The following is a 17,152-nucleotide window of genomic DNA, read 5'->3' on the forward strand; positions in this document are numbered from 1 at the left end:
GCCAAACAAAAACCCGCCGAAGCGGGTTTGAGAAACAGTGAGCCTGACGCGGGATCAGTTCAGGGGCTGACGCCCCATCAAGGAATGAGAAAGCGTGGTGCCATCCACCAGCTCCAGCTCGCCCCCTACCGGCACCCCATGGGCAATCCGGCTCACCTTGACCCCGGCAGTGCGGGCCATGTCGGCGATATACCAGGCGGTGGCATCCCCTTCAATGGTGGGGTTGGTGGCCAGGATCAGCTCGCTGATGGACTCCGCCTTCAGACGCCGCTCCAGGATCTCCAGCCCCAGTTCCTCGGGGCCGATGCCATCGAGGGGGGACAGATGCCCCATCAGCACGAAGTAACGGCCGGAGAACTGGCCCGTGTGCTCGATGGCAGCCACGTCCGCCGGGCTCTCCACCACACACAGCAAGCCGCTCTCTTCGCGCTTGGGATTGGCGCAGATCTCGCAAAGCGCATTCTCGGTGAAGGTGCGGCAGTGGCTGCAGTGACCTATCTCGGTCAGCGCCCGATTGAGCAGCTGGGCCAGACGCAAGCCGCCGCTGCGCTCGCGCTCAAGCAGGGTAAAGGCCATGCGCTGGGCCGACTTGGGGCCGACACCCGGCAGCACCTGCAGGGCCTTCATCATCTCATCCAGCAGGGGGCTGAATTTCATGGGCTAAGTATCCTTTGACGCTGTGTCGGCGGGCGGCGACCTCAGGCACCCCTTGCGGGTGCGGGTTGCTCTTCGCCCGGCCGAACCAATCTTGTTGGCGCAGGACTATACCCGAGCCGCCCCCCGTCCGCCAATGGCCTTGTGCCTGACAACCCTCTCAAACCACCGACCGGATAACCCGGCGTCCACGGCTGCACTACCCGAGCACAATGCGCTGACGGCCGCTGTAGATCTCGGCGCGGCCCGGGCGGCAAAAGCCCACCAGGGTGAGCCCAGTCTGCTCCGCCCGCTCGACCGCGAGTTCGGTAGCGGCCGAGATGGCGAGCAGGATTTCCACCCCGGCACTGGCGCACTTTTGCACCATCTCGAAGCTGGCGCGGCTGGTCACCAGAATGGCGCCGTCGCGCCGCCCCGTGCGGCACAGGTGCCCCACCAGCTTGTCGAGCGCTATGTGGCGCCCCACGTCCTCGCGAATGGCGAGAATATTGCCCTCCCCGTCCACATGGACGGCGGCATGGGTGGCGCCCGTGCTCTGCCCCAGCAACTGCAAGGGCCGCAGCCCCGCCAGTACCTTGTCGATCAGGGCCACCTCGAAGCGCTGGCTGTCCGGCAACCGCGCCAAGGTGCGCACCACCTGCGCCAGGCTCTCGCTGCCACAGATGCCGCACCCCGTGCGCCCGGCCAGGGTGCGCCGCTTCTCTTTGAGGCGATGAATGCAGCGGTTGGCCAGGGTGATATGCAGCTCGATCCCCTGACAGCCGTCAACTTGCTCGATATCGTGGATGTCCTGCAGGCCGTCGATGATCCCCTCTGAGAGCGAAAAGCCGATGGCAAAGTCCTCCAGATAGGCGGCCGAACACATCATGACGCTGTGGGCTATGCCGTTGTAGACCAGCGCCACCGGGGTTTCGCAGGGCAGCTGCATGGCGCTGTCCGTGGTGACACCGTCGCGCTGGTAATGGACCACCTCCCGGTGGGCGCAGAGCGCCTGCGGGGTATCGCTATCGAGTTCGAGCAACATCTGTAGTGCCCCTTAGTTGAGGGTCTGGGGGGCTTTCGCCGAGATACCAAGCCGTTTCATCTTCGACAGCAGGGTGGTGCGTTTCATGCCGAGCCGGTTGGCGGCGCCCCGCTCCCCCGCGACTATGCCGTTGCATTCGCGCAAGGTGTCTATGATGGTCTGGCGCTCGTCCTCCACCCCGTCACTCTGGCCGTTGCCGCCCTTGAACAAGGCCCGCTCGGGCTCGTCATAGACCAGGGTCTCAATCTTGTGAAAGCCCTTGAGCGGCATCAGCTCGTCGGGGGAGAGGTTGAGCACATGGCCCCGGGTCATCACCACGGCGCGCTCTATGATGTTTTCCAGCTCGCGGATATTGCCGTACCAGGGCAGCGACACCAGCATCTTCATGGCATCGGCCGGGATCGAGGTGATGTTGCGGCGCATCCGCTTGGCGATCTTCTTGATGAAGAAGTTGACCAAGAGCGGTATGTCTTCGCGCCGCTCGCGCAGGGGCGGCAACTCGATGGGAAAGACGTTGAGCCGGTAGTAGAGATCGCTTCTGAAGCGCTTGTTCTTGACCATGGAGAGCAGATCGCAGTTGGTGGCCGCCACCAGTCGCACGTCGATGGCGATGGGATTGCTGTTGCCAACCCGCTCCAGCTCGTGTTCCTGCAATACCCGCAAGAGCTTGGGCTGCAAGTCCAGCGGCATGTCTCCCACTTCGTCGAGAAACAATGTGCCCTTGTGGGCCCGCTCGAAGCGACCGATGCGCTGGGCCAGGGCGCCGGTAAAGGCCCCCTTCTCGTGGCCGAACAGATCGCTCTCGATGAGGCCGGTGGGAATGGCGGCGCAGTTCACCTTCACCATCTCCTGTTCGCGGCGATCGCTCAGCCGATGGATGGCCTGGGCGATCAGCTCCTTGCCGGTGCCGGTTTCCCCCAGGATCAGCACGGAGCAATCGCTCTGGGCCACCAGTTTCACCTTCTCCAGCACGCTCTCCATGGCGGCGCTTTGATAGATGATGCTGGAAAAATCGGCGTTGGGCTCGAGCTCCGCCACCCGGATCGTCTTCTCGCGGGCACCGTTGGTATTGGAGATCTCCTGCTGCGCCTGCACGTTGTTCATGGCAATGGCGGTGCGGGCCGCCACCTGCTCCAGCAGGGAGATGTCGATGTCAGCAAAAAAATCGGCATCCGGGTGGGAGAGGATCAAGACCCCCAGCATATTGCCCCGATAACGCAGCGGCAATATGCAGGAGCTGTCCGCATCGGCCGGCAGTATCTGGGTGCTGAAGCGGCAGCTCGAATCGCAACCGTGGCCCTGCTCCCGATAGATGAAGAAGGGCTCGCTGTGGCCAAGCGCCCCCTGCAGACAGTTCTTCTCGAAACAGGAGTGGTTGATGATGCCGGGCTGATCGCTTTGCTGCTGATTGACCAGATAGCTTTTGAAGCTGTCGGAGGTGGCGTTGTACTCCGCCAGACACAGGCTGCTGATGGCGAAGTGGTGCTGCAGTATGGAGAAGAGGCTCCTCGGCAGCTCGGCGATGCGCACCAATTTAATCACCGCATTGGTGACATCCACCAGGATCTTGCAGCTGTCGCGCTCCAGACGCAGGGAGTTGGCCTGCTCCAGGGTGCGCTCCTTGTCGAGCACGTTTTCGAGCGCAATGGCGACGATGGCCGCCAGCTGAGTCAGCTTGGCCAGGGTCTCCATCGGAAAGGCATTGACCGCCGGGCTGATGAACTCCACCCCGCCCAGATGGCTGCGGGCCGTGGTGATGGGCAGCTGGCAGTAAGAGTGCAACCCCTCATACACTCCGGCCGCCGCCAGCCACTCGCAGCGGTTGTGAAAGCGGGCCACGGGCAGCACTATGGCCTGCTCCCTGGAGAAATAGAGATCGGCCTTGGCGCAGACCAGGTGCTTGGGGCCCTTCTCCCCCATGAAGTAGAAGAGGGCCTCCTCCCCCGCCCCCAGATTGAGGATCAGGTTGACCCGGGTCACACCACCAAAACAGGCGTCAATCCGGTTCAGCTTCTTGATGAAATCATCCAGGGTGACGGCGGAGAGCAGGTTCTTGGAGAGGGAGAGAAAGCCGTCATCCCAGATGGGGGATATGTCGGTTAACGGAATGGCACTCACATTCAGCATTCTGGCCTCACGTTACATCTGTATGGGCAAAAGATTGCAGTCAGCCACGACGGTAAGCACAGCGTCAGCCATATTCGTCAGATGTTATAATTAATTTTTAAAAACTTAACGCTTAATTATAAAAACTAACATACTTTGAAATAGCGCCGCACTGGCTGACGCATAATAAAGTAGTGCCACTGGCATTACAACCAAGCCAGCCTTGGCTTATATCCACTCACCACCTTGAAATATGTCAACATCGACTGTCAATATTGCGCCACTATCGAAACATCATTATCGCCACAGCGCTATCAGAGCCGCACTATCGGTACCGTTCGCTGCATATCGTGACCAAACAGCCCCCATGCTGCCAGGGTCAAGAGGAGATGAGCTGGTAGTTGTAGAGCTTGAGCCCACCCAGGATGAAACCGGCCGACAGCACTTGAAAGGCCATCAATAACCCACTGATATTGTCAGCTATTTCTGCCGAGACGGCCTGATGGGTCAGGTAGATGGTCAGCGTCATCAGACACATCAGCAGGCAGTTGACCAGGGTGGTGGAGAGAAAGGCAATCAACCAGGCCATCTGCACGCTCAGTGCCGCCAGTACGGCGCCCATGGCGATGCGCGCGGCGATAAAACAGCCGAAGAAACCAAACCCCAGCAGAAATATCAACTCATCGTGCCACCAGAAGCAGACCAGCCCCAATAACATCACCAGAAAATAAGCGGAAACATAAAAGATCCCGAATGAGAGAGTTAATTCATTTTTCATGAAGGACACCTCCAGCTGAAAAAAGGATGAAGGGATCCGGGCCCTGTGAACAGAGCCTGGATCCACTTTATTTAACGACGATTACCCCTTGGCGGCGCTGCGCAATTTCGCTTTGAGCGCGCTGTATTCAGTCTGGACGTACACTTCCGCCTCAGGCTGATCCTCAATACGCTCAATCTTCACCGCGCAGTACTTGTACTCGGGGGTGTAGGAGACGGGATCAAGGTGCTCTATGGTCAGCTCGTTGCACGCCCCGATCCACCACTGGTAGGTCATGTAGACCACACCGGCGTTGACCCGCTCGTTGTAGTTGGCCCGACTGATCACCTTGCCACGTCGCGACGAGATCCAGACCAGCGCCTGATCCTTCACACCGAGTTTTTTGGCATCGCTCGGGTGGATCTGCACATAGCCGGGCTCATCGGCCAGGGTCTGCAGCGCCGAGCAGTTGCCGGTCATGGAGCGGCAGGAGTAGTGCCCCACCTCCCGCACTGTGGAGAGCACCAGCGGATATTCGGCGCAGGGCTGCTCCAGCGGCGCACGCCACTCGGAGGCGATCAGCTGACCCTTGCCGCTCGGGGTGGTGAACACATTCCCCTCGAACAGGGTGCTGGTGCCCGGGTGATCCTCGGTCGGACAGGGCCATTGCACGCTCTTGAGATCCGCCATCTTGTCGTAGCTGACCCCGGTATAGAGGGGGCAAAGGGCACGCATCTCGTCCCAGATCTCTTGCGTGTTCTGGTACTCCATGGGATACCCCATGGCGGTGGCCATCAGCGAGAAGATCGCCCAGTCAGGTTTCACGTTCTCGGGCGGTGTCACCGCCTTGTAGAAGCGCTGGAAGCCGCGATCCGCCGAGCTGTAGACCCCCTCGTGCTCGCCCCAGCTGGTGGCGGGCAGAATGACGTCCGCCATCTCGGCAGTCTGGGTCATGAAGATATCCTGCACTATCACCAGCTCCATGCCGCCCAGGGTGCGCCTGAACTGGGCCAGATCGGCTTCAGTCTGGGCCGGATCTTCACCGAAGATGTAGAAGGCCTTGCACTTGCCCTCCTCCACCTTGTGACTGAGTTCGGTCAGACGATAACCGGGCTGTTGGGAAAGGGACTGCACGCCCCACGCCTTGGCAAACTTGGCGCTGATGGCGGGGTCGCTCACAGACTGATAGCCCGGGAACTGGTGCGGCAGCATCCCCATGTCGCAGGTGCCCTGCACGTTGTTCTGCCCGCGCACCGGGCCGCAGCCGGTGCCGCGGCGACCGAAGTTGCCGGTCAGCAGCGCCAGTCCCGCCAACCCTTTCACCACGTCCACCGCCTGACCGTATTGGGTCACCCCCATGCCCCACAGGATCATGGAAGCGGGTGACTCGGCATAGGTGCGCATGGCGGCGCGGATATCAGCGGCTTTCAGGCCGGTTATCCCCTCCACGTATTCCGGGGTGTACTTGGCGACCGTGGCCTTGAAGGTGTCAAAGCCTTCGGTGTAGTTGGCGACGAACTCCTTGTTGTAGAGCCCTTCACTGATCAACACGTTGGCGAAGGCGTTGACCAGCGCCATGTTGGAACCGTTGTTGAGCGGCAGCCACTGATCGGCGATGCGGGCGGTTTCCACCATGCGGGGATCACACACAATCACCTTGGCCCCGTTCGCCTTCGCCTTGAGGATATGGCGGGCGACGATGGGGTGAGAATCGGCAGCGTTGTAACCAAACACCAGCAGGCACTTGGCATCTTGAATTTCGGGAATGGCGTTGCTCATGGCGCCGTTGCCTACAGTTGTCTCCAGACCGGAGACTGAGGGTGCGTGACACACCCTCGCGCAGTGGTCGACGTTGTTCGTCCCCAGCACTGCGCGAGCAAATTTTTGCATCACATAGTTGGCTTCGTTGCCCGGCCCCCGGGCAGAGCCGGTGGTCATGATGGCGTCGGCACCATACTTGGCCTTGATGGCCGCCAAACGGCTGCTGGCATAGGCGATAGCCTCATCCCAGGAGACGGATTCGAGCTTGCCACCGCGCTCGCGGCGGATCATGGGGCTCTTGAGACGGGGGGTAAGCAGATTGGTGTCGTTGAGAAAATCCCAACCGTAGAACCCCTTGAGGCAGAGCTGCCCCTCGTTGGTTCGGCCGTTGGCGCCTTCGGCGCCCACCACCTTGTCGTTTTCAACCAGCAGGTTGATCTTGCAACCGGTGCCGCAATAAGGGCAGACGGTAATGACTTTTTTCATGACTCACACTCTTGTTTGTTTACGATAAACGGAGGGCACCACCAATAGGTGGACCATCACGCTCCGGGCAAACAGGACTCCATCGCCTCGACACTGGCCAGCTGTTTCTGCCGGCTTAGCGTCTCCAGGATCTCGGGGGTCACCAGACGCAGCGCCTGGGTGGGGCACACCTCGACGCAGGCTGGGCCCGCCTCGCGATGACGGCAAAGATCGCACTTCAAGGCTTGCGCCTTGGTCTGCGGGCGCTTGAATAGCGCATCCGCTGTGGGCGCCACCCCTTTCATCACCACGCTCATGGCGCCATAAGGACAGGCCACCACGCAGGATTTGCAGCCGATGCAGCGCGCCTGCAGCACCTTGACGCAACCATCCTCGCTGACAATGGCATTGTTGGGGCAGGCCACAGCACACGGCTTGTCTTCACACTGGCGGCACAGCACAGGCGTGGTCACCTTGCTGCCGACGATCACCTTCAGGCGCGGCTGAAAATAGCTGTCCCTGGAGACCAGATGTCCATCCTCGATGGCAAGATGCAGGCCGCCTCCCCGCTCAAGGGTTCCCGTACAGGAGCCTGACTGGTGTGACACGGCGCACGCCACCTCACAGGTACGACACCCAATACAGAGACTGGGATCTGCAATCACGAAGCTGTTCATAGAGAGGGATCCTAAATGGTTCGTTGCTGCCGCACTGGCATCGCCCGGCGTGCCCAAGTGTCATCACCTCAGGGGGCAATACACTCAAACACCGACGACGCAGCCGGCTCACCCACAAAGCATTTATCAGACCAGAAAAGGAAATGAGCGAAATGAAGTTGGCAAGCAACTGAAAATAAAGGGGTAATCAGAATCGTAGACGAGGGTTTTCAGGCCGGTGACGATGACGACAGCAGGCCGTAACAGTGATCGACACGACAAAAATGACGAGCTCGACACCGGCTGACTAACCCCTCCCCCAACCGCTTTACGAAGCAGACCAGAGAGGCTCGAAACAGAGATCGGGCACCATACACCTAGCAAGCGGGAGGGGGGCAAAATCCGAGAGAGTACCCCCTGAAGAAAGAGCCCCAAATAGCTGCTATAAAGCACAGAACTCGCCCAGTACAGTCACAGTCTCTTTGGTTTTACTGTAAGTTTGCGAGGCAAAACAAAAACCTTATTAATAAATTTATTGAGTTAGATCCTGTTTTATATCTCTGGCTCTTCTATTTTTTATCTTTCCGGTTATCATGTGCCTCATTTGAAAATCAACATGACCACATCGTAGTCATGAACTATATTTTACGGAGGGAGTATGAAGTATTTATTCTGCAATGTCGGCTGGATGAAACGATATGATGGAATTTACAATGATAAGCCTGAACGTGGTGGAGCCTATAATAAAAATGATACTGGGCATGAGGTTTGTAATTTTACAGAAGTTGACAACCAAATATTTGGCTATGTAAGACCTACGGGGCAAATAAAACTAGAGAAATTAGGGGCATCCAAATCAGATGAATCCATAGATGATGTGTTAGTAATTTGGACTGCTGGCCCAGATTCTGGTGGTACAGCGGTTGTGGGTTGGTATAAGCATGCGACAGTATTTAGACATGAGCAATTTTTAAACTTGGAAAGCATAAAACATAAAGAGAGTGGGATAAATATATTTCGAATTAAGGCACATAAAGACAATGTAACGTTACTGCCCGTGGAGCAACGTCATTTAATGATTCCTAGGGCAGTAAAAGGAGGTATAGGACAAAGTAACGTTTGGTTTGCCAACACTGAAGGCAGCAACCAATATACTCAACCAATTCTAGAATTCATTAAGGGTTATGATTTAAGTGATATCATTCCAGATATCGATTTTTCTGCTTTGGAAGGTAACCCTCGGTTGTTAGCTCATATCAAAAGAGAAAGAAACCAGAAGATCGTTAAACTTAAGAAAAAACAAACTTTAGAACGCACGGGAAAACTTGTATGTGAAGTATGTTCTTTCGACTTTAAAAAAGTCTATGGTGTTCTAGGTGAGGACTTTTGTGAAATTCACCACCTTATAAAATTGGCGGATGCAGAAAAGCAAGTAGAGACCACATTGTCTGATTTAGCTGTAGTTTGCTCGAACTGTCATCGAATACTTCATCGAGATAGTCCAATGAAAACACTCTCTCAGTTGAAAAATATAGTTCTCACCGGAAGTCATTCTTAACAAAGCAATCTACTGTTATTCCATAACCTAGCTATTCATGTAAATAGTGCAATGAACATTGTTCATTGCACCTGACCTTTCGTCTAATAAAGACTCCATCGCAACCTCCCTCCCTTATTTTTTACTGCTCAATCCCCTTTTTATTGGTCAGCATTTTATCGTCTATTTTTCAGCCAATCAGATTGAAAACTCTGGCAAAAATGGATACTCAGAGAAAACAAACGCTTGTACGCACCCCAGCAGGTTATTTCAATCAATGGATAATTAATAATTTCGTTAAAACGTCCCTTTTGATTATTTATACCAGAGCATAAACCCACGATGTGTGTGTCATCATACGCTTAACGGCAGATGAACAGACTGTGTCCCATAATGAGCCCCTTTATATCCAGTTAGCTCCCTTTCCCATCGCAATTTCTTAATGCTATCCCGATTGAATATCAGGTTTTTTTCCTGATCGTTCGGGCCCTTGTGCTTTGGCAAACGTGTAACAAGATAACCTCATGAGCTGTGATAACAAACAAGCCCTGTCCGGCGTCACGCTGGCGGCGATTGGCGTGGTCTATGGTGATATCGGCACCAGCCCCCTCTATACCCTGCGAGAGTGCCTGTCGGGTCAATTCGGGATCGGGGCCGAACCCGCCGCCATCCTGGGATTTCTCTCCCTCATCTTCTGGCTGCTGATCCTGGTGGTCTCGGTCAAGTACCTCTCCTTCGTGATGCGGGCCGACAACGCCGGTGAAGGGGGCATTCTCACCCTGATGTCACTGGCCACCCGCAACGCCTCTCCCCGCTGGACGCCGGTGCTGATCATCCTCGGGCTGATTGGCGGCAGCTTCTTCTATGGCGAGGTGGTGATCACCCCGGCCATGTCGGTGATGTCGGCCATCGAGGGCTTGAGCCTGATGGCTCCCTCGCTCGACCCCTATATAGTGCCGCTCTCGGTGCTGGTGCTGACCCTGCTGTTTGCCATTCAAAAACATGGCACCGCCATGGTGGGCAAGCTGTTCGCCCCCATCATGCTCACCTGGTTTCTGACCCTGGCCGTGCTGGGACTGCGCAGCATCATCCAGAATCCCGAGGTGCTGGGGGCGCTCAACCCCCTCTGGGCGCTGCGCTTCTTCGCCGAGTACCAGACCACCTCGTTTTTTGCCCTCGGCGCCGTGGTGCTGGCCATCACAGGGGTGGAGGCGCTCTACGCCGACATGGGTCACTTTGGCAAGAACCCGATCCGGCTCGCCTGGTTTGTGGTGGTGCTGCCCTCCCTGGTGCTCAACTACTTCGGGCAAGGCGCGCTGCTGCTGGACAACCCGGCGGCCATCACCAATCCCTTCTTCCTGCTCGCCCCCAAATGGGCGCTGCTGCCGCTGCTGGTGCTGGCGACCATGGCGACCGTGATCGCCTCCCAGGCGGTGATCTCCGGGGTCTTCTCTCTCACCCGGCAGGCGGTGCGGCTCGGTTATCTCTCACCCATTCGTATCGTCCACACCTCCGAGCAGGAGTCCGGCCAGATCTATATTCCCGTCATCAACTGGATGCTCTATATCTCAGTGGTGATCGTCATCATGAGCTTCGAGCACTCCAGCAATCTGGCAGCGGCCTACGGCATCGCCGTCACCGGCACCATGGTCCTCACCTCCATCCTCTTCTGCTCCGTGGCCAAGAACAGCTGGCACTGGCCCACCTATCTGGTGGCTGCCCTGTTCGCCCTGCTGCTGGCCATCGACGTGCCGCTGTTTGCCGCCAACCTGGGCAAGATCTTCTCCGGTGGCTGGCTGCCGCTCACCCTGGGCGCCGTCATGTTCACCCTGATGACCAGCTGGAAGAGCGAGCGCTTCCAGCTCATTCGCCGCCTGAACGAGCACGGCAATTCGCTCGAGCCCATGATCGCCTCGCTGGAAAAATCCCCGCCGACCCGGGTGGCCGGAACTGCGGTCTATATGTCGCGGGTGGTCAATGTGATCCCCCATGCGCTCTTGCACAACCTCAAGCACAACAAGGTGCTGCACGAGCGGATCATCCTGCTCACCCTGCGGGTGGAGGATATGCCCTACGTCCACAACGTGCGCCGGGTCTGCATCGAGCAGCTCTCCCCCACCTTCTGGCGGGTGGTGGCCAGCTACGGCTGGCGCGAGACCCCCAACATGGAGGAGATCTTCCACCGCTGCAACGCCGAGGGCTTGAGCTGCCGCATGATGGAAACCTCGTTTTTCATGGCCCACGAGTCACTGATCATGAAGGAGCGCCCCTGGTATCTCTACCTGCGCGGCAAGCTGTTTATGCTGCTGCAGCGCAACGCCCTGCGCGCGCCGGATCAGTTCGAGATCCCGCCCAATCGGGTGATAGAGCTGGGCTCACAGGTAGATATCTGACGGCGTTCTGAGGGCATAAAGAAGGCCAGCAAGAGAGAGGGAGGCATTGGCCTCCCTCTTTTTTTGCCGTTAACCCCAATTACCGGCCCCCTCATCCCCAGCCCGTCTCCCGCAAGGGGAGAAGGGAACAAACCACGACGACCATATGGCTAAACGGTGCAATTCACTTCGTTCTTTGCACCCCACTCCCTACCACAGACGAATAACCCTTCCGCCCTTCATCACTACTTCGTATCCCTCCCTGTCGAGACCGTTTTTACGGGGTGACGAAACCTCCCCCACCCTTCGTCACAAGTGACGAATGTCACAATTCGACACTGTGCCGCGTCCTCGTCATGGCTCGAAATGAAAATTAAAGCTATTTAAAAACAGTAACTTAAACTCATTTCTGGCATCGCCTCAGATTTGGCCCGCATTTTGCCATCCTGCCCCTATTCTCTCCGTTCGCGACACGACAAGGTAGGCTATGAACCGCTTCGTTATCGCTGACCCCAAGCTGTGTATCGGCTGTGGCACCTGTATGGCGGCCTGCAGCACGGTTCACAAGGCGCAAGGTTTGCAGCAAGCCCCCCGTTTAACCGTTATGCGACACGAGCAGGCGACCATGCCGGTTCAGTGCCGTCACTGTGACGATGCCCCTTGCATCAAGGTGTGCCCGGTCGAGGCAATTCGCCAGACCGGCGATTGCGTGCAGCTCAACGAATCCCTCTGCATCGGCTGCAACCTCTGCGCCGTGGCCTGCCCGTTCGGCGCCATCCAGAGCGGTGGCAGCCGTCCGGTGGCCATGGCCAACAGCTACGACACCTATATTCCCTGCTCCATCCGCTCCAGCAATCCCTCCACTTCCGCCGGTCTGCGCTGCTTTGGCGAGGATCTGCTGAGCTGGGAACCGGGCGTGCGCAGCATTGCGGTCAAATGTGACCTTTGCGAGTTTCGCGCTGCAGGCCCCGCCTGTGTCAGTGCCTGCCCCTCCCAGTCACTGAGCATGGTCAACGACACGGCCTGCGCCAACGCCGCCCGCGACCGTCGCCTGCAAGCGGCCAATGCCCACCCGCAAGGGGCCCCCGCATTCTCGGCCTCTGCTTGCGCGACCGCGTCTTGCTCGACCGCCACGGCTGCGCCTGTTTCACCCGACGCTTCAATCACTGAGGGATCCTGCTGATGTTGTCCCCCCTTGTTATGGGCACGCTCCTGCTCTTTTTGCTGGGCGCTGCCACCGGTCTGATGCTGCAAAAGCAGCCTTGGCTGGCCAACCGTCTCAATAGTGGCTTCGCCCTGCTGGGCTCGCTCGCCGGTGTGGTTGCCGCCATCAAGGCGCTGGCTCAAGATGCAACCATCGACGGCCAGATCTGGCTGCTGGGTTCAGTCCATCTGGATATGCTCGCTGCACTGATGCTGCTGGTGATCACCTTGGTCGGCGTCGCTGTCTCCCTCTACTCCTTTGCCTATATCCGCGAATATCAGGGCAAGGGGGATGTGGCCATTGGCGTGCTGATGAACCTCTTCCTCTTTGCCATGGTGGGCATGGTACTGGCCGATAACGCACTGGGCTTTTTGCTCTGCTACGAGCTGGTGACCCTCACCACCTACTGGCTGGTCAAGACCAACCCGGACGCGGCCAAACAGAGCCGCCTCTATCTGGTGATGAACCATATCGGCATGGCGCTGGTACTGGTCGCCTTCTGGCTGCTCTGCCGCGAAAGCGGCTCGCTGGAGTTCGCCGCGCTGCGTGAGCACCATCTGGCGGGCGCATTGGCATCCCTGGTGTTTCTGCTCAGCTTCTGCGGCTTTGGCCTGCGCGCCGGTTTCGTGCCGCTGCACGGCTGGCTGCCAGTAGCCGAGCCCGTCGCCCCGTCCCATATCTCGGCGCTGATGTCCGGGGTAATGGTGAAGCTCGGCCTGTTCGGCATTTTGCGAGTCAGCATCGACTTTCTCGGTGCCAGCCAGCTCTGGTGGGGCTACATGGTGCTGATCTTCGGTGCCTGCTCGGCAGTGCTCGGGGTGCTGTTTGCACTGGCGGAGCACGATCTCAAGCGGCTGCTCGCCTACCACACGGTAGAGAACATCGGCATCATCCTGATGGGGATGGGGATCGGCATGATTGGCATCGCCAACCAGCAACCGGCACTGGTGGTGCTGGGGCTGCTCGGTGCCCTCTATCACCTGCTCAACCACGCCATCTTCAAGAGCCTGCTCTTTATGGGCACAGGATCTGTGATGTTCCGCCTCCACACCCGTGACATGGACAAGATGGGTGGCCTGGCCAAACTGATGCCCTGGACCGCGCTGGCGTTCCTTATCGGTGCCATGGCCATCTCGGCGCTGCCGCCCCTCAACGGCTTTGTGAGCGAGTGGTTTATCTATCAGGCGCTCCTCTCCATGACCAAACTCGGCACCTCCGTCGTCGCCCCGCTGGCGGTAGTAATGCTGGCAGTGACCGGCGCCATGGCGGTGATGTGTTTCGTCAAGGTGTATGGCATCTGCTTCTGCGGCGCCCCGCGTAGCGAAAAAGCGAGTCAGGCCCGCGAAGTACCCCATGCCATGGTGGCAGGCACCCTGCTGCTGGCAGCCGTCTGTCTGGTGCTGGGTCTGGGCGCCCCCTGGATCGCCCCCTTTGTCAGCGGCTACGGCCAAACGCTCGTCTCTTCTCAGCTCATGGGCCAAATGAGCGTGGCCACTGGCGCCACCCTGCTGCCGCTCGACAGCTCACAGGCGATCCTCTCCCCGCCGGTGATTGCCATCACCCTGCTGGGGCTGTTCCTCATCCCGCTGCTGGTCGTGGCCATCTTCAAGGGGCCCAAGCTCGGTCGTCGTCACGCCGGTACGCCGTGGGCCTGCGGTTACGCTTACGAGGAGCGCATGAGCCTCACCTCCGGCGGTGTCACCCATACCCTGCGCCAACTCTGTGCCCCGCTCTATCGCAAACAGCCACAGCTTGATCTGGCCACCGCCCTGCACGGGGTGAGCGCGTCTCCCTCTGCCGCTGGCTGGCTGTTGCACGGCCTGGTGCTGGCGCTCTTTATCCTGATGGCTGTAGGAGTCTGATATGCCTGTTCTTGAAATGCCGAGCTGGGGCATGGTTGCCCTCGCTCTGACCCAGGCCATCGCCATGCTGGCGCTGGCGCCGCTGGCCACCGGTTTCAACCGGGTGCTGCGGGCCAAAATGCACTCCCGTCAGGGGCCGGGCCTGCTGCAGGATTACCGGGATATCGGGAAGCTCCTGCGCCGCCAAGAGGTGACCCCGGAGCCTTCCGGCATCATCTTCAACCTGATGCCGGCGCTGCTGATCGCAGCCCTGCTGCTGGTAGGGATGGCGCTGCCAACCCTGACCCACGAGTCCCCCTTTCCCATCGCCGGGGATCTCATCACCGACATCTACCTGTTCGCCATCTTCCGCTTCTTCTTCTCCCTGGCGGGGCTGGACAGCGGCAGCATGTTTGCAGGGATCGGTGCCCGCCGCGAGCTGACCTTAGGGATTTTGGTGGAGCCCATTCTGGTGCTCGCCTGCTTCATCATGGCGATGATGGTGGGCAGCTCGGATCTGGGCAGCATCAGCAGCTATGTGGCCACCCAGCCACTGGCCGCGCCCATCGCAACCCTCTTGGCCGGGGCCGCCTGCGCCTTCGCGGTGTTTGTGGAGATGGGCAAGCTGCCCTTTGACTGCGCCGAAGCCGAGCAGGAGCTACAGGAAGGGCCGCTCACCGAGTACTCGGGCGCCGGTTTGGCCCTGCTCAAGCTCAGCATGGGCCTCAAGCAGCTAGTGGTGGTGCAGCTCTTTTTGGTGATCTTCCTGCCTTTCGGCAAGGCGGCGAACTGGAGCCTGCCCGCACTGGCGCTGGCAGCCCTGATCCTGCTCTGCAAGCTGCTGGTGGCATTTGGACTTGCGGGCATCATCGAGAATTCCATGGCCCGCACCCAGTTCGTGCGCACCCACAAGCTCACCCGCTATGGCTTGGGGCTGGCGCTGCTGGCGCTGCTCGCCTATCTGGTCGGGGTATAACTCATGCCCGCCATCACAGCTGCTTTTTTCGATTTCACCTTTTCCGATTGCTCATTCCCGAACATAAAGTGAGAACTGCATGACCATCGCCATCCAGGATCGCATCGGTTGCGACTATATCCAGCAACTGCGACAGCAACTGCCCCACGCCATTATCGACGAGCAGTGGCAGACCGCCGATCAGGCCACCCTGACCGTCAAGCCCACCAGCCTGGTGGCCCTCACCAGCCTGATCTTCCACAAGCAGGGAGGCTGGCTCTCGGTTTCGTTTGCCAATGACGAGCGCAGCCTCAACGGCCATTTCGCCGTCTACCACGTCTTCTCCATGGAGGGCGACACCAAGAGTTGGATCACCGTCAAGGTGCTGGTCGAAGCCACCTCGCAGGAGTACCCCTCCATCACCCCGACCATACCCGCGGCTGTGTGGGGCGAGCGGGAGATCCGCGACATGTACGGCCTGCGCGCCGTCGGTCTGCCGGACGAACGCCGACTGGTGCTGCCGGACGACTGGCCCGAAGATATCCACCCGCTGCGCAAGGACGCCATGGATTACCGCCAGCGCCCGATGCCCACCACCGACACCGAGACCTACCCCTTCGTCAATGAGCTGGGCAATGAGGCCAACCGCATCGTGCCGGTCGGCCCGCTGCACATCACCTCGGACGAGCCGGGACATTTTCGTCTGTTCGTCGATGGGGAAGACATCATAGATGCCGACTACCGGCTGTTTTATGTCCATCGCGGCATGGAGAAGCTGGCGGAAACCCGCATGGGCTACAACGAAGTGGCGTTTCTGACCGACCGGGTCTGCGGCATCTGCGGCTTTACCCACAGCGTGGCCTACACCACCTCGGTGGAGAACGCCATGGGCATTAAGGTGCCCGAGCGGGCCAAGATGATCCGCGCCGTGCTGCTGGAGGTGGAGCGCCTGCACAGCCACATCCTCAACATCGGCCTGTCGAGCCACTTCACCGGTTTCGACACCGGCTTCATGCAGTTCTTCCGGGTGCGGGAAAAGTCCATGACCCTGGCCGAGCTGCTGACCGGCGCCCGCAAGACCTACGGCCTCAACCTGATTGGCGGGGTGCGCCGCGACATATTCAAGGAAGATCGCATCAAGGGCGCCCAGCTGGTGCGCGAACTGCGTGACGAACTCAAACCCCTGGTGGCCATGCTGCTCGACACCGCCAACATCACCTCCCGTCTGGTGGGGATAGGCCGCCTCGATCCGCAAATCGCCCGCGATTTCAGCTGCGTCGGCCCCATGGTGCGGGCCAGCGGCTTCAAGCGCGACGTGCGCCGGGTGCACGACTTTGCCGCCTATCGCGAATTGCCGATGGAGATCCAGACCCTGGCCGGTTGCGACGTGCAATCCCGGGTGCTGGTGCGCATCCACGAGCTCTACGACTCCCTCGACATGATTGAGTTCGGCCTTGAGCACCTGCCGGAAGGGCCGCTGCTGACCGAAGGGTTCACCTATCAGCCAGGCAAGTTTGCGCTGGGCTTTACCGAGGCGCCCCGCGGCGAGAACGTCCACTGGAGCATGACCGGGGATAACCAGAAGCTGTTCCGCTGGCGCTGCCGCGCCGCCACCTACGCCAACTGGCCAGCCCTGCGCTACATGCTGCGCGGCAATACCGTCGCCGATGCGCCGCTGATCATCGGCAGTCTGGATCCCTGCTACTCCTGTACCGATCGGGTCACCCTGGTCGATCCCAAGAAGGGCAAGTCCACCGTGGTCTCCTACAAGGAGATCGAGCGCTACGGTATCGACCGCAAAAACTCTCCGCTCAAGTAAG

At 59.1% G+C, this 17,152-nt stretch carries 12 protein-coding genes; 6 read left to right on the top strand and 6 right to left on the bottom strand.

The window, feature by feature from the left end:
- Positions 1–54 precede the first annotated feature (54 nt).
- The 6 genes from recR to AC1P02_RS17985 form a co-directional block, all read right to left on the bottom strand.
- Positions 55–657 (bottom strand): recombination mediator RecR, encoded by a 603-nt coding sequence (gene recR / locus AC1P02_RS17960; protein WP_021139174.1) that lies wholly within the window; start codon positions 655–657, stop codon positions 55–57.
- A 196-nt stretch (positions 658–853) separates the two neighbouring features.
- On the bottom strand, positions 854–1,678 hold the full coding sequence (gene fdhD, locus AC1P02_RS17965; RefSeq protein ID WP_485182805.1) for a formate dehydrogenase accessory sulfurtransferase FdhD: 825 nt from the start codon (positions 1,676–1,678) through the stop codon (positions 854–856).
- 12 nt (positions 1,679–1,690) lie between these two features.
- Positions 1,691–3,805, bottom strand: coding sequence for a sigma 54-interacting transcriptional regulator (locus AC1P02_RS17970; protein WP_485182806.1), 2,115 nt, complete (start codon positions 3,803–3,805; stop codon positions 1,691–1,693).
- Positions 3,806–4,163: 358 nt separating this feature from the next.
- Positions 4,164–4,562 (bottom strand): hypothetical protein, encoded by a 399-nt coding sequence (locus AC1P02_RS17975; protein WP_408113248.1) that lies wholly within the window; start codon positions 4,560–4,562, stop codon positions 4,164–4,166.
- An 81-nt stretch (positions 4,563–4,643) separates the two neighbouring features.
- Entirely contained in the window at positions 4,644–6,788 is a 2,145-nt protein-coding gene (fdhF, locus tag AC1P02_RS17980) for a formate dehydrogenase subunit alpha (RefSeq protein WP_485182807.1), read from the bottom strand.
- A gap of 56 nt (positions 6,789–6,844) precedes the next feature.
- Complete coding sequence (locus AC1P02_RS17985) at positions 6,845–7,444, bottom strand: 4Fe-4S dicluster domain-containing protein (protein ID WP_485182808.1); 600 nt, start codon at positions 7,442–7,444, stop codon at positions 6,845–6,847.
- A gap of 637 nt (positions 7,445–8,081) precedes the next feature.
- On the opposite strand from AC1P02_RS17985, the gene AC1P02_RS17990 reads away from it, so the two are divergent.
- From AC1P02_RS17990 to AC1P02_RS18015, 6 genes are all read left to right on the top strand, one after another.
- Positions 8,082–8,981 (top strand): HNH endonuclease, encoded by a 900-nt coding sequence (locus AC1P02_RS17990; RefSeq protein WP_485182809.1) that lies wholly within the window; start codon positions 8,082–8,084, stop codon positions 8,979–8,981.
- A 503-nt stretch (positions 8,982–9,484) separates the two neighbouring features.
- Positions 9,485–11,353: a low affinity potassium transporter Kup gene (kup, locus tag AC1P02_RS17995; protein WP_485182810.1), complete on the top strand. Its 1,869-nt coding sequence runs from the start codon at positions 9,485–9,487 to the stop codon at positions 11,351–11,353.
- 466 nt (positions 11,354–11,819) lie between these two features.
- Positions 11,820–12,515, top strand: a complete 696-nt coding sequence (locus tag AC1P02_RS18000) for a 4Fe-4S dicluster domain-containing protein (protein ID WP_485182811.1) — start codon at positions 11,820–11,822, stop codon at positions 12,513–12,515.
- A complete protein-coding gene (hyfB, locus tag AC1P02_RS18005; RefSeq protein ID WP_485182812.1) occupies positions 12,515–14,398 on the top strand; it encodes a hydrogenase 4 subunit B in 1,884 nt (627 codons plus the stop codon). Before AC1P02_RS18000 ends, hyfB begins: the two co-directional genes overlap by 1 nt.
- Before the next feature lies 1 nt (position 14,399).
- Entirely contained in the window at positions 14,400–15,353 is a 954-nt protein-coding gene (locus tag AC1P02_RS18010) for a respiratory chain complex I subunit 1 family protein (RefSeq protein ID WP_485182813.1), read from the top strand.
- Positions 15,354–15,432: 79 nt separating this feature from the next.
- On the top strand, positions 15,433–17,151 hold the full coding sequence (locus tag AC1P02_RS18015; protein WP_271788050.1) for a hydrogenase large subunit: 1,719 nt from the start codon (positions 15,433–15,435) through the stop codon (positions 17,149–17,151).
- Position 17,152: the final 1 nt, after the last annotated feature.

The organism is Aeromonas sp. TS_SC_11 (assembly GCF_057318915.1).